Genomic DNA, 13,506 nt, shown 5'->3' on the forward strand with positions numbered 1-13,506 from the left:
ATTCACAGATTTTACTTTTGATAATTTAGGAGTGCCAAAAAATCCAAAAAATCCGTTTTACACTATGGATAATGTTTATTTTGCTGATGGAACCGCTATTAATCCCGACGGTGAGAATTGGATTGATAAAGGACTTGGAGGGTTTTTAGCGATTCACACTGATCCTGAATGGAAGGCAAAGGCAACTGATAATATGGGGAAACATAAAGTGCCGACATTGCGTAATGTAGGCAAAAAACCCGGAAATGGTTATATAAAAGCCTATATGCACAATGGCGTATTTAAATCACTTAAAGAAGTGGTGCATTTTTATAATACACGTGATATTGAGGATGAGGCTTGGCCATCACCGGAAGTTCCAGAAAATGTAAATCATGATGAACTTGGTAATCTTGGACTGACAGATGCTGAGGAAAATGCGATAGTTGCTTTTTTAAATACACTGTCAGACGGTTATAAACTAAAATAATATATTTTTAAAATTTTAAGGTTGACAGAAACATAGCCTTTTTAATTGTAACAATTAAAAGGGCTATGTATTTTTGTAATTAAAAATCGTGGTTGAAGGATTGGAACCTTCGGCATTCTGCTCCCAAAGTTGGATCGATTAGCCTAATGCTCCAGTTTAAAAGTTGTTATTCTTGGGAAGTTATTAAAAATACAACGAATGCTCCTTTATTTTTTTGGATTGCGTATAATTACAAATCAATATCAAGACTTATGGGGCAATGGTCGGATCCAAAAAATTCTGGATGTATGTTAACAGATTTTACTTTGTTAATGAGTTTTTCGCTGATTAAAAAATAGTCGATGCGCCAGCCAATATTTTTTTCCCTTGCATTAAAACGATAATTCCAAAACGTATAAGCCTCTTCTTTAGTATGAAAAAACCTAAAGGAATCAACAAATCCGGAATTTATTATCGCATCCATTCCGTCAATTTCAATTTGGGTATAACCGGCTGTCTTGTTGTAATTGGCTTTGTCGTTTTTTAAATCGATAGGGTGGTGAGCCACATTAAAATCACCGCAAGCAATAATGGGTTTTATGCTGGCCAATTTTTTTAAATAAGCTAAAAAATGGGAATTCCAGGTTTTTTTATAGTCAAGTCTTTCCAATTTTTGTCCTGCATTTGGCGCATAAACATTGATTAGGTAAAAATTGGAATATTCAGCGCAAATTAATCGCCCTTCCTTATCGTTATCAACTTCATTTATGGAACCAATAATTTTAACAGGTTTGTTTTTTGAGAGTAATGCCGTACCCGAATATCCTTTTTTTTCGGCTGAATTGCAATAAGTTAAATAACTGTTTAAAGGCAACAAGGCTTTTTGAACCTCTTTTTTTGCTGCTTTTGTTTCCTGTAAACAAAGAATATCGGGCTCCAATTTTTTTACTGAAGCAATGAAATCCTTTTTTATGATTGCCCTTACACTATTTACATTCCAAGAAACAATGCGCATAACAGTATCTTTATAAGAGATTTTATTTTTATGCTTAAAAATAGCCCTAATATAACGATGTTTATTAGGGCTAAATAAATTTTAATCAAAAATCAAAAGATATTGCTAAATATTTATATTGTTTAGGCAAATTCTCTTTGATATTGAACTTTAAGTTCATTTTTTACTTCATAAACTCCGGGTGCCAAATATGCGGCTCTTTGAGCCTCATCTTTTTCGGCTATAGAATTAACAGTTCCGCGCAATGTTACCGTATGTCCATCAACAGAAACAGTCACATTTTTTGCATGAACTTCTGCAGAGCGTTCAAAAGCTTTGGTAATTCTTTCTTTTATTTGAGTTGGTTCTATTGATTGCTTTATTTGAATGCTGTTTACAACGCCTTTTACGCCCAATAAATTTTCAACTGCTTTTTTTGCTGCATCTTTTTGATAAAACCATTTAAGTTCACCAGATAGGTAAACCCAGCCATCTTCCACTTTTACAGAAACTTTGTCTTCAGGTACAGAAGTGTCCCAAGTCAAAGCGTTTACAACGGCTTTCGCAATTTCTTTGTCAGTTTTTTTATAGTCCGTTCCGTATTTAACTTCAATATCAAGTGCTACTGCTTTTACCCCCTTAACGGCTTTTGCCGCTTTTTCTGCAGCTAATTTTTTGGTGTAACTGTCAACAACGCCACTAAGGGTAACAATACCGTCTTCAACAATAACACCAATTTTTGTTTCATCAATGTTTGGTTGCCATGCCAATTCAGATAAAACATCCTCTTTAATTTCATAATCGGTTTTCATAATAAAATAGTTTTTAATTAAACAATAAATTCGATATGAAAATTACGTTAACAAACATGCAAATCAAATGAGGAAAATCAATTATGCTTTTTTTTATGAAAAATTTATTACAATATGTATAAATAAATTATTGATTGCCGTTGCATAATTTATTCAGATAAATTAGAAACCAATTATAGAAGACCTTTTAGCAAAAAGTTTGGATGGAAAAAGATTTTAAATTTAATTTTTGACATAATTTGACCTAAGAAAATAGCCCTAATCAATCAAAGTTAATTAGGGCTACATATGCTTTAGGCAAATAATGATTTTGCTCAACATTTATTTAGTTAAGCATATTCACGTTGGTATTGCACTTTCAGCTCATTTTTAACTTCATATACGCCCGGAGCCAAATATGCGGCTCTTTGAGCTTCATCTTTTTCTGCAATCGAATTAACAGTACCGCGCAATGTAACTGTATGTCCATCAATTGAAACAGTAACGTTTCGTGCATTAACATCTGCTGAGCGTTCAAAGGCTTTGGTAATTCTTTCTTTTATTTGAGTAGGCTGAATTGCTTGTTTTATTTGAATGCTGTTAACCACTCCTTTTACGCCAAGCAAATTTTCCACTGATTTTTTTGCGGCATCTTTTTGATAGAACCATTTAAGTTCACCAGATAAATAAACCCAGCCATCTTCTACCTTCACTGAAACTTTGTCTTCTGGTACAGAAGTATCCCAGGCTAAAGCATTTACTACTGCTTTCGCAATTTCTTTGTCAGTTTTTTTATAGTCGGTTCCATATTTAACTTCAATATCAAGCGCTACTGCTTTTACTCCTTTTACACTTTTCGCGGCTTTTTCTGCAGCTATTTTTTTAGTGTAATTGTCTACAACACCACTAAGGGTTACAACACCATTTTCAACAATAACACCCATTTTTGTTTCATCAATGTTTGGTTGCCATGCCAATTCGTTTAATACATCCTCTTTAATTTCATAATCGGTTTTCATAATATAAAATTTTAATTAAACAATAAATTTTAATCCAAAAATACGGTATCGGGAAGCTGATTCCAATGAGGGAAATCAATCGGCTAATTTTTTATAGAAAAGTTAGTGTCACCTCATTTTTTTGCTAAAAAAATAAAAATGTTTGCTTGTTAATGTTTTAAAATTAGATAGTTGATAAAATAGGTTAATTTTAAATATATTAACATTTTATTTATTGTTCAATTTTACCTTAATGAGCTTCAATTAAATGATTTATATCAATACAAAAAGAGATGAAAATTTATATCTTTAAGTGTAAACTCTGATTAAAAAGTTGGTTTTTGGACTAAAAAACAATCTTAAAGATGAAATTTAAAAAAAAGAGCAATGAAAATTATTTAACAGATGAAGGTTCATTTCTTCAAGGTCCTCTAAATTGGTTTAAGGAATTATTATTCATAATTAAAGTTCAATACTATTTTATAAAGGCATTTGGAAAATTTAATACTGTTGGACCCTGTGTAACTGTATTTGGTTCAGCAAGGTTTGATGAAAATAATTTCTTTTATAAAAAAGCGGAAGAGGTTGGAGCTGCAATCACGAAATTAGGGTTTACGGTAATGACCGGTGGCGGATTGGGGATTATGGAAGCCGTCAACAAAGGTGCCTATGAGTCAGGAGGTTACTCAGTTGGTTGTAATATTGTGCTGCCAAAAGAACAAAAACCCAATGCCTATTTGCACAAATGGATCAATATCCCATACTTTTTTGTACGCAAATTTTTGTTGATTAAATATTCTTTTGCTTTTGTTGTCATGCCGGGAGGAATTGGAACCTTAGATGAATTGTTTGAAGCGCTGACCTTGATACATTCAAAAATGATTAAAAATTTTCCAATAGTTATTTTTGGTAAGGATTATCATAAAGAATTATATGAACATATTCAATTAATGGCAAAAAACGAGAGTATCGATGAAAAAGATATGAAACTGATTTTTATTACAGATTCTATTGAGGAAATGGTGGCCCATATAAATATACATGCTGTAAAAAAATTTGGATTGAAAAAAAACAACAAAAAAACAACGAAATCATGGCGAGGTTTTTTTAAATAAAATGAGCTTGAATAAGCAATATAAAAAATAAAATAAAAAGGAAGCTTACTGCTTCCTTTTTTATTTTTTAAATTTAAATCATGCCTTATAGGAAGTTTCCTTCTTCGTCACATTTTACTCTCATTCTTTCATCCCCATTTTTCAAAACAATTTTATACCTTTTAGTTACTTTTCCTGACATACCACTATCATAAAAACTAACCTTATATATGTCTTTTGCGAAAGTCCACCCTGGATATGTTCTTGCAACAGATTCAACAACAGGTCTTGGCAACGCTACGTCTTTATATCTTTCAGCAGTTCTTAAAATAGTACCGTCTTTATCATAAGTGGCAAGTACATAGGCATCAGGAATATAAAAAGACACTTCATAAGTGTCGTATTCATCTGAATAATATTCGGAATCTCTTACATCAAAAGTTGCTACTTTTGATTGTAACAAAGCAACGGGTACTGAGGCGTTTGTAAGACCAACTTTGTTGAGGTATTTGTAATTTGTGGCTGTTATTACAACTTCAGACAACTCTTCTGTTTTAATCTGACCATAAGTTTGGATGGTTAATCCAAAAATTATTAAACCAAAGATTATTTTTTTCATGATTTTAAGATGTTTTAATTAATAATTAAACGAACTAATGAATGATTTTTATTTCATTGTAGTAAATTTATTGTCAATTTGGTTTAAACACAATGAGAATTATCAGTTTAAAACAATGAGAATTATCAGTTAAAATAATGACATTAAAACAAGAAGGTTAAACACCGGATGATATAAATTGAATAGAGATTTTGTTAATTAAAGCAAAAAGCCTAAAAATTCATAAGAATTTTTAGGCTTTTTTGGTCGGGGTGGCAGGATTCGAACCTGCGACCTCCTGCTCCCAAAGCAGGCGCGATAACCGGGCTACGCTACACCCCGAATAATTTCGGTGTGCAAATATAAGGCTAAAAATAGGTTCTGCAAGCAATTATTCGAAAATAAGTTTATATGGTCTTTCAATGGCTTCCTGCAACTCATAAACACCAATATTTCTGCTCTTTCTGATGGTTTCTTTTCCTTCAAAAAAGACTAAAATGGTAGGTTCAACAAAGGCACTGTATTTTGCTGCAATTTCCGGAGAAAAATTTAAGTCAACAGCGTGAAAAATAATTTTAGGGAAATATGTATTAAGCAGTGTTTTAACTTTTGGTTCTAATGCTTCGCCAACATTACAAGAAAGAGTAGAGAAATATAATAAAACAGCATCATTAGTTTTTAATATTTCTTCAAGTTTTTCTATTGAATTGATGTTTTTTGTTTCTTCCATTTTATAAAATTAATATCATTTAAACCGTATTAAAAAAATAGTGACTATAAATACGAAGTAGGAGTATTTTATAAATTATTTAAGCAAAGGTATTTATTTTTAAGAGAATGGTATAATTTTTTTATCTTGTGGATTGGAAAATATATTTATATGGCAGCAATTAAGGATACGTTAAGTTTTGAAGAAATTCAAGTGTTATTTCTCCAACAAAAAGACAATCAGTTTAATATTTCCAATCAGCCTATTTCAGTACGGAGGGAAAAACTTAAAAAATTAAAAAAAGCAATTGAAGTAACTTACAGGGGAGAAATTAGAAATGCACTTTTTAATGATTTTAAGAAGCATCCTGCTGAATCTGATCTAACTGAAATTTATCCTATAACAGGAGAAATCAAACATGCTTTATTCCATTTGAGAAGCTGGACAAAAAAGCAACGAGTGCATACCCCTATTGCATTTATGGGAGCTTCATCACATATACAATATCAGCCTAAAGGAGTTTGTCTTATAATTTCACCTTGGAATTTCCCTTTTAACCTTTCATTTGGTCCGTTGATTTCTGCAATTGCAGCAGGAAATACAGTTATATTAAAACCGTCAGAAAATACACCTCATTCTTCCAATTTAATTCATAAAATTATAAAATCTATTTTTAAAGAAGATGAAGTTGTTGTAATAGAAGGTGCTGTTGATACTTCCAAGCATTTATTATCGCTTCCTTTTAATCATATTTTCTTTACAGGAGCTCCTAATATTGGTAAAATTGTAATGGCAGCCGCTGCAAAAAATTTAGCTTCAGTTACGTTAGAGTTAGGAGGGAAATCGCCCACAATTATTGATGAAACTGCAACTATAAATACCGCAGCAAAACGCATTGTATGGGGGAAATTCTTAAATTCTGGTCAAATTTGTATTGCTCCTGATTATGTTTATGTACATGAGAGCAAAAAAGAAGCACTTGTTAAAGCAATGCAAGGATACTTGAATTCCTTTTTTGGAGATGATGCTAAAAAATCTGATGCATTTCCAAGAATAATAAATAAAGAGCACACAAAACGTATTATAAACCTGATTGAAGATTCAAAAAAGAAAGGGGCTACAATTGCCTTTGGCGGAATCAGTTCAGTGGAAGATAAATATATTCAACCAACTTTAATAACGAATGTTCCATCAGAGGCTAAAATTATGGAACAAGAAATATTTGGGCCTGTGTTACCAATTATTGAGTTTAAGGATGTTAATGATGTAATTAAACAAATAAATACTAAAGAAATACCTTTAGCTTTATATATTTATAGCAATAAGAAGTCTAATATTAAACACTTAATTAAAAATACCAGGGCAGGGGGAACATGCGTGAATAATAATGATATCCATTTTTTCAATAATAATCTTCCTTTTGGAGGCGCTAACAATAGCGGTATTGGAAAATCTCATGGGTTTTTTGGATTTCAAGCATTTTCAAATGCCAGAAGTGTTTATACACAACATATTCCCGGTGCTTTAGAATTATTGATGCCACCTTATAATAATTTTAAACAAAAATTAATAAATTTAACCGTAAAATGGTTTTAAAAATAATTTGAAAGATTACTTTTAAGAGTTCATAAAAATTTACAGTATGACAAACAAAATTCATCAAGCACATACAGTAATAATCGGTGGTGGTATTTCGGGAATTGCTACTGCTATTGAATTGCTGGATGCCAATAAAAAAGTAGTTATTATTGAACGCGATTTAGAAAAAAACTTTGGAGGATTGGCAAAAGAATCGTTTGGAGGTATGTTTTTTATAAACTCTAAGCAACAACGTTTTTCAAAAGTAAAGGATACGGTTGCTCAGGCTAAAAAAGACTGGTTTTCGTTTGCTGAATTTGATCAAAACGAGGTTTGGGGTAGAAAATGGGCAAATGAGTTTTTAGAATCTACCCATAATGTTTACGATTGGGTAAGTTCGAAAAAAGTGAAATTTTTTCCGGTTGTGCATTGGGTAGAGCGAGGATTATTTCAACCGGGGAATTCGGCTCCTCGTTTTCATATGGTTTGGGGAACTGGGCATGGATTGATTGAAGCCTTGCTTGATCATTTAAAATCACATCCAAATTATCAAAATTTAACCGTTTATTTTCAACATAAGGCAGAAGATTTTGAGATTGAAAACGCAAAAATTGTAGCCATAAATGGGATAGATGAAAAAAATCAAACTCCTTTTGTATGTAAGGCTGAGAATTTTGTTGTTGCAACCGGAGGCATTAATGGAAGTATGGAGAAAGTTAGGAAGCATTGGCATGAAGAATGGAAGACTCCTCCTGAAGTTATTTTAAATGGCTCACATCAATTTTCGGATGGTTTTATTCATGATAAAGTAAGTAAAATAGGAGGACGTATTACTAACTTAAATTTAATGTGGAATTATGCTGCAGGAATACCTCACCCATCTCCTAAAAGAGAAAATCACGGACTTAGTCTAGTGCCCCCCAAATCAGCTTTATGGTTGAATTATAAGGGAGAACGTATGGGGCCTGTACCGTTGGTTACTTCATTTGATACACGTTATTTGGTCACGAAAATATGTGAACAGGATAAGCAATATTCTTGGCAAATTCTCAATGAGAAAATTGCGTATAAAGAGTTAGCTGTTTCGGGTTCAGAATTTAATGAAGGTATTAAAAACAAAAAAATATTTTCATTTTTATACTCAGTAATAAAAGGCAATAAGCACTTGATTAAAACCTTGGAAAAGGATTCTCCTAATTACATAACGGCAAATAGTGTTGAAGAATTAGCGAAAAAAATGAATGAATTAACAGGTGAGAATGATGTTGACATTGCTGTTTTACAAAAATCTATTGAAGATTACGACGGTAATTTTGAGCGTGGTAAAAAAATATGGAATGATGAGCAAATCAGACGGATAATGCACGCCAGAGAATATAAAGGCGATCGAAAGAGGACTTTAAAACCGCAAAAATTAAATCAGAAAAAGTCTTACCCTCTAATAGCAATAAGAGAATTTATTTTATCACGAAAAAGTTTGGGAGGCATTCAAACCAATTTAAATTCTCAGGTTTTAAAAACTTCAGATGTAATTGAAGAACAAAAAGCTTTTGAGAATTTATATGCTGTTGGTGAAGCTGCAGGTTTTGGTGGTGGTGGTTCTCATGGTAAGAGGGCACTAGAAGGAACATTTTTGGCTACCTGTATTTTTACAGCACAAAAAGCAGCAAAACATATAACAGAAAAATAATCAAAACTAAATGAAGAAAACAGGAGCAAGTTTAGCAGTTTACGCTTTAGAACAAATTGGAGTTAAATATACTTTTGGAATACCGGGAGTTCACAATATTGAATTGTATGATGAATTAAATAATTCAAAACAAATTGAACCGATTTTAGTTACGCACGAAGGAGGAGCTTCATTTATGGCACTTGGAGTTTCTTGTACGTCAAATAGTATTGGAACTTTAATGATTGTTCCCGCAGCTGGAACAACAAATGCTATGAGTGGTATTGGAGAGGCCTTTTTAGATGGTATTCCAATGTTGATTTTTTCGGGAGGAACGCGGCAAGATAGTGGTAGGCATTATCAATTACATCAATTAAATCAAGGGAATTTAGTTAAAGAAATTACCAAAGCGTATTTTAAAATTGAATCGCATAATGAAATAATTCCTACCATCTATAAGGCATATGAAATTGCTACTTCAGGTGAACCAGGTCCTGTTTTTATTGAAATACCAATGGAACTTCAAATGTTTCAAGGGGAGGTAGATGAACTTTTAACGTATACGAAAGGCTATCAAAATCCTTCTGTTGATGTGCAAAAAATTAAAGAGGCGGCGAAATTACTTTCTCAATCATCTAATCCGGGAATTTACGTTGGGTGGGGTGCTGCAAACGCAACAGAATACACTATAAAAATAGCAGAAATTTTAGGTGCTCCGGTAGCTACCACTTTACAAGGGAAAGCTTCTTTTCCTGCCTCCAATCCATTGCATACCGGTTTTGGGTTTGGGCCAAACTCGGTGCCTGCAGCACAAAAAGCATTCAAAAAGTGTGATGCCATGCTAGCTGTTGGTGTTCGATTTTCTGAAATCGCAACCGGAAGCTATGGGGTGAAAGTTCCTGAAAATTTGATTCATATTGATATAAACGCTGAAGTTTTTGATAAAAATTATTCAACCAAAATAAATATCGAAGGAGATGCAGAAGAAACTTTACAATTACTGTTAGAAGAATTAGAAAAAATTGCTAAAATAAAAGTTAAAGATACTTCAGCTTTAACAAAAATGATAAAAGAAGAAAAAGAAAAGTATTATAGTGAGTGGAAAGAAAAACCATTAGCTCATAAAGTTTCTCCTGGCTACTTCTTTGAAGAATTAACCAAATTTACCGATGATGATACGTATTTTGTTGTTGATGATGGGAAGCATACCTATCTAGCGGCAGAATTATTACCTGTTAACCAATCTAGACATTTTGTGTCCCCAACCGATTTTAATTGCATGGGTTTTTGTGTACCTGCAGCTATTGGAGCAAAATTTATGAATCCAACCAATAAAGTTGTTGGGATAGTTGGTGATGGTGGTTTTTTAATGACCGGTATGGAAACTCTGACAGCAGCAACGTATAAAAAGGGCGTGGTTTATTTTGTTTTTCACGATGGTGAATTGGGGCAGATTTCACAATTTCAAAAAATTCCACTAAAACGAAAAGTTGCTACGGTTATTGGAAATGTAAATATTAAGGGGATCGCTGATGCTTGTGGTGCAGCATACTTTCATATGGCAAATGATAGCGAAATTGAAAAAGTTATGCAAAATGCTTTTCAAGAAGTAGAGAGAAATATTCCTGTAATTGTTGATGTTGCTATTGACTATTCTAAAAAAACATATATGACCAAAGGGGTTATAAAAGTTAATTTAGCTCGATTTAGTTTTAAAGAAAAAGTTCGATTTATAAGTAGAGCTTTTAAGCGACATCTATTAGAAAAATAATTAATCAGGCTTTTTTAGAATATAAAAAACGTATTATTTGTGTAACATTGACAAGGGATTGTAAATGCTTATAATTGCATCATAAAAAATAATGGGCAAAGCCGGAAACTTTTAATTAATTGCCATAAATTTGTTTCTTATTAAAACAAAAAAGTGATTATGTCTGATAAAATTGAAAGAATAAAATGTTTGATTATTGGATCTGGCCCTGCCGGATATACTGCTGCAATCTATGCTGCAAGAGCCGATTTAAAACCGGTTATGTATACCGGAATGCAAATGGGAGGTCAGTTAACCACTACAACTGAAGTTGATAATTTCCCGGGATATCCTAACGGCACTGATGGAACTGCCATGATGGAAGATTTAAAAAAGCAAGCGGAACGCTTTGGAACTGAAGTTAGATTTGGAATGGTTACCGGCGTAGATTTAAGTAAAGAAGTTGGCGGCATTCATAAAGTAACTGTTGATGAATCTATTCAAATTGAGGCTGATACTATTATAATTTCAACGGGAGCTACCGCTAAATATTTAGGAATTGAAAGCGAACAACGTTTAATTGGCGGCGGCGTTTCTGCCTGCGCAACATGTGATGGTTTCTTTTATAAAGGACAGGAAGTGGTGGTTGTAGGAGCAGGAGATACGGCTGCAGAGGAAGCAACTTATTTGGCCAACCTTTGTGAAAAAGTTACTATTTTAGTCCGTAAAGATTTTATGCGTGCATCAAAAGCGATGCAGCACAGGGTTGAAAAAACCCCCAATATTGAAGTTAGGTACAATACAGAAATTGATGAAGTTTTAGGTGCAAAGGTGGTTGAAGGTGTTCGCGTTGTGAATAACAAAACGGGTAAAAAGGAAGTTATTGACGTGACCGGAATTTTTATTGCCATTGGACACGTTCCAAATACCGATATATTTAAAGGTGTTTTGGATATGGATGAAACGGGTTATTTAATCACAAAAGGGAAATCTACCAAAACAAATTTACCCGGTATTTTTGCTGCAGGTGATGTTCAGGACAAAGAATACAGACAGGCAGTTACGGCTGCGGGAACAGGCTGCATGGCCGCTTTGGATGCCGAGCGTTATTTAGGATCGCTGCATTAAAATATAAGGAATTATGAAAAAAGTCTAAGATAATTAATCTAGGCTTTTTTATTTATTAAAAATGGGTAAACGTTTTCGTAATTTCCAATAATAATTGGTTAAATAGGAATTTTTATCATGTAATTTTGTATTGTTTTAAAATAGAATTATGGAATTATTTTCTAATAGTTACTTTGCCTTATTTCTAATTATTTTAATAGGATTTTTTATTGGCCGGATAAAAATCAAAGGAATTTCATTGGATGTTTCCGGCGTAATTTTTGTCGCTTTGGTTTTTGGTCATTATGGCATCATAATTCCTAAAGATTTTCAAAATTTAGGGTTGGTTATTTTCATTTTTACCATTGGAATTCAGGCCGGCCCCAGTTTCTTCGAGTCCTTCAAAAAACATGGTCGTGAACTGACTATATTAGCTAGTATGCTGGTTGTTAGTGCAAGTTTTATAACCTTTCTTGTCATTTATTTTTTCAACATAGATAAAAATTTGGGGATTGGATTATTAACAGGTTCACTTACTAGTACACCCGGTTTGGCAGCAGCAATTGATGCAACAGACTCTCCACTGGCTTCTATTGGGTATGGTATAGGTTATCCTTTTGGAGTTATTGGCGTTATTCTTTTTGTAAATTTTTTACCCCGTATACTTCGTGTTAATATGAAAGATGAAGAGAAAAAGTACTTGGAAGAAACAATGGCGGATTATCCTGAAATAATTTCGAAAAATTTTATAGTAGAAAATGAGAATGTAATTGGTAAAAACTTTGGCGATTTAAATATTCGTTTTATGACTAAAGCGGTTATTTCCAGAGTGATGCATGAAGGAAAGGTTAAGTTGCCAGAAAATGATACGATATTGCACAAGGAGGATATTGTGGTTGCCGTTGGTTCAAATGAAGCTTTAGAACGAATTAGAATATTAATAGGGCCGGAAACCAAATTGGAAATTCCTTTAGGTTCTAATTTTGATGTTCGTTCTGTATTGGTTACCAATAAAGATGTTGTTAAAAAAACTTTAGGTCAACTGCATGAACTTAGTAAATATCATGCAACCGTTACTCGTATCAGAAGATCAGGAATTGATTTGTCCCCAAGCCCATCTTCAGGATTGCAATTTGGAGACAAAATAACTGTTATTTGCCAGAAGGAAAATATGAAACAGGTAAGTGAAATTTTTGGAGACGATGACAGGCAACTTTCAAACACCGATTTTTTTCCAATTGCAGCAGGAATTATTTTAGGTATTTTAGTGGGAAAACTCAGCCTAAATTTTAATTCTTTTTCGCTGAGTCTTGGCTTAACGGGAGGTATTCTGCTTGTAGCTCTTATCTTAGGAAGAACAGGGAAAACAGGTCCAATTATGTGGACAATGACCGGAGCTTCCAACCAATTATTACGACAATTCGGACTCTTATTCTTTTTAGCTTCTGTTGGAAGCAGCGCAGGCTCAAGTTTAGAGCAAACATTTAATCAATATGGCCTTGAACTGTTTATGTATGGCATTATGATTACATTGATTCCTATGATTATTACAGTTATTGCAGCACGCTACTTTTTTAAGATTAATTTTTTAATATTACTTGGAACGCTGACTGGAGGGATGACGAGTACGCCTGGTTTGGCAGCTGTTGATAATATGACAGACACAGATGCGCCAGCACTCGCCTATGCAACAGTTTATCCTGTGGCCATGGTTATACTAATTGTGGTGGCGAAAATTTTAAGTTTGCTTTAAGTAATATTTAGTCAGCA

The 13,506-nt window shown here is 33.1% G+C and carries 11 protein-coding genes, 1 tRNA gene and 1 pseudogene; 7 read left to right on the forward strand and 6 right to left on the reverse strand.

Features of this window, described 5'->3' with window-relative positions:
- Window positions 1-469, forward strand: a pseudogene (locus tag ABY285_RS06840) (hypothetical protein); the annotation flags it as partial.
- A gap of 229 nt (window positions 470-698) precedes the next feature.
- Here the strand turns inward: ABY285_RS06840 and ABY285_RS06845 are convergent.
- The 3 genes from ABY285_RS06845 to ABY285_RS06855 form a co-directional block, all read right to left on the reverse strand.
- On the reverse strand, window positions 699-1,463 hold the full coding sequence (locus tag ABY285_RS06845; RefSeq protein WP_372768383.1) for an exodeoxyribonuclease III: 765 nt from the start codon (window positions 1,461-1,463) through the stop codon (window positions 699-701).
- A 122-nt stretch (window positions 1,464-1,585) separates the two neighbouring features.
- Window positions 1,586-2,254: a BON domain-containing protein gene (locus ABY285_RS06850; RefSeq protein ID WP_372768385.1), complete on the reverse strand. Its 669-nt coding sequence runs from the start codon at window positions 2,252-2,254 to the stop codon at window positions 1,586-1,588.
- 329 nt (window positions 2,255-2,583) lie between these two features.
- Window positions 2,584-3,252, reverse strand: a complete 669-nt coding sequence (locus tag ABY285_RS06855; protein WP_372768387.1) for a BON domain-containing protein — start codon at window positions 3,250-3,252, stop codon at window positions 2,584-2,586.
- A gap of 344 nt (window positions 3,253-3,596) precedes the next feature.
- On the opposite strand from ABY285_RS06855, the gene ABY285_RS06860 reads away from it, so the two are divergent.
- Window positions 3,597-4,346, forward strand: a complete 750-nt coding sequence (locus tag ABY285_RS06860; RefSeq protein ID WP_372768389.1) for a TIGR00730 family Rossman fold protein — start codon at window positions 3,597-3,599, stop codon at window positions 4,344-4,346.
- 85 nt (window positions 4,347-4,431) lie between these two features.
- Here ABY285_RS06860 and ABY285_RS06865 read toward each other — a convergent pair whose 3' ends face one another.
- The 3 genes from ABY285_RS06865 to ABY285_RS06875 form a co-directional block, all read right to left on the reverse strand.
- Window positions 4,432-4,944, reverse strand: a complete 513-nt coding sequence (locus ABY285_RS06865) for a nicotinate-nucleotide adenylyltransferase (RefSeq protein ID WP_372768390.1) — start codon at window positions 4,942-4,944, stop codon at window positions 4,432-4,434.
- 243 nt (window positions 4,945-5,187) lie between these two features.
- Window positions 5,188-5,265: transfer RNA gene (locus ABY285_RS06870), tRNA-Pro, on the reverse strand.
- Between the two features lie 49 nt (window positions 5,266-5,314).
- Window positions 5,315-5,653 carry a thioredoxin family protein gene (locus ABY285_RS06875; RefSeq protein WP_372768392.1) on the reverse strand — a complete coding sequence of 113 codons (339 nt, stop codon included), beginning with the start codon at window positions 5,651-5,653 and terminating at the stop codon, window positions 5,315-5,317.
- Window positions 5,654-5,803: 150 nt separating this feature from the next.
- Here ABY285_RS06875 and ABY285_RS06880 point away from each other — a divergent pair, with 150 nt between their 5' ends.
- The 5 genes from ABY285_RS06880 (at window position 5,804) to ABY285_RS06900 (ending at window position 13,489) form a co-directional block, all read left to right on the forward strand.
- Entirely contained in the window at window positions 5,804-7,228 is a 1,425-nt protein-coding gene (locus ABY285_RS06880; protein WP_372768394.1) for an aldehyde dehydrogenase family protein, read from the forward strand.
- A 46-nt stretch (window positions 7,229-7,274) separates the two neighbouring features.
- Window positions 7,275-8,900: an FAD-binding protein gene (locus ABY285_RS06885; protein WP_372768396.1), complete on the forward strand. Its 1,626-nt coding sequence runs from the start codon at window positions 7,275-7,277 to the stop codon at window positions 8,898-8,900.
- A 10-nt stretch (window positions 8,901-8,910) separates the two neighbouring features.
- Window positions 8,911-10,650, forward strand: a complete 1,740-nt coding sequence (locus tag ABY285_RS06890; RefSeq protein ID WP_372768398.1) for a thiamine pyrophosphate-binding protein — start codon at window positions 8,911-8,913, stop codon at window positions 10,648-10,650.
- Between the two features lie 159 nt (window positions 10,651-10,809).
- Window positions 10,810-11,757 carry a thioredoxin-disulfide reductase gene (gene trxB / locus ABY285_RS06895; RefSeq protein ID WP_372768400.1) on the forward strand — a complete coding sequence of 316 codons (948 nt, stop codon included), beginning with the start codon at window positions 10,810-10,812 and terminating at the stop codon, window positions 11,755-11,757.
- A gap of 148 nt (window positions 11,758-11,905) precedes the next feature.
- Complete coding sequence (locus ABY285_RS06900) at window positions 11,906-13,489, forward strand: aspartate:alanine exchanger family transporter (protein WP_372768402.1); 1,584 nt, start codon at window positions 11,906-11,908, stop codon at window positions 13,487-13,489.
- Window positions 13,490-13,506 lie beyond the last annotated feature (17 nt).

The organism is Lutibacter sp., from assembly GCF_041555395.1.
Taxonomy (GTDB): domain Bacteria; phylum Bacteroidota; class Bacteroidia; order Flavobacteriales; family Flavobacteriaceae; genus Lutibacter.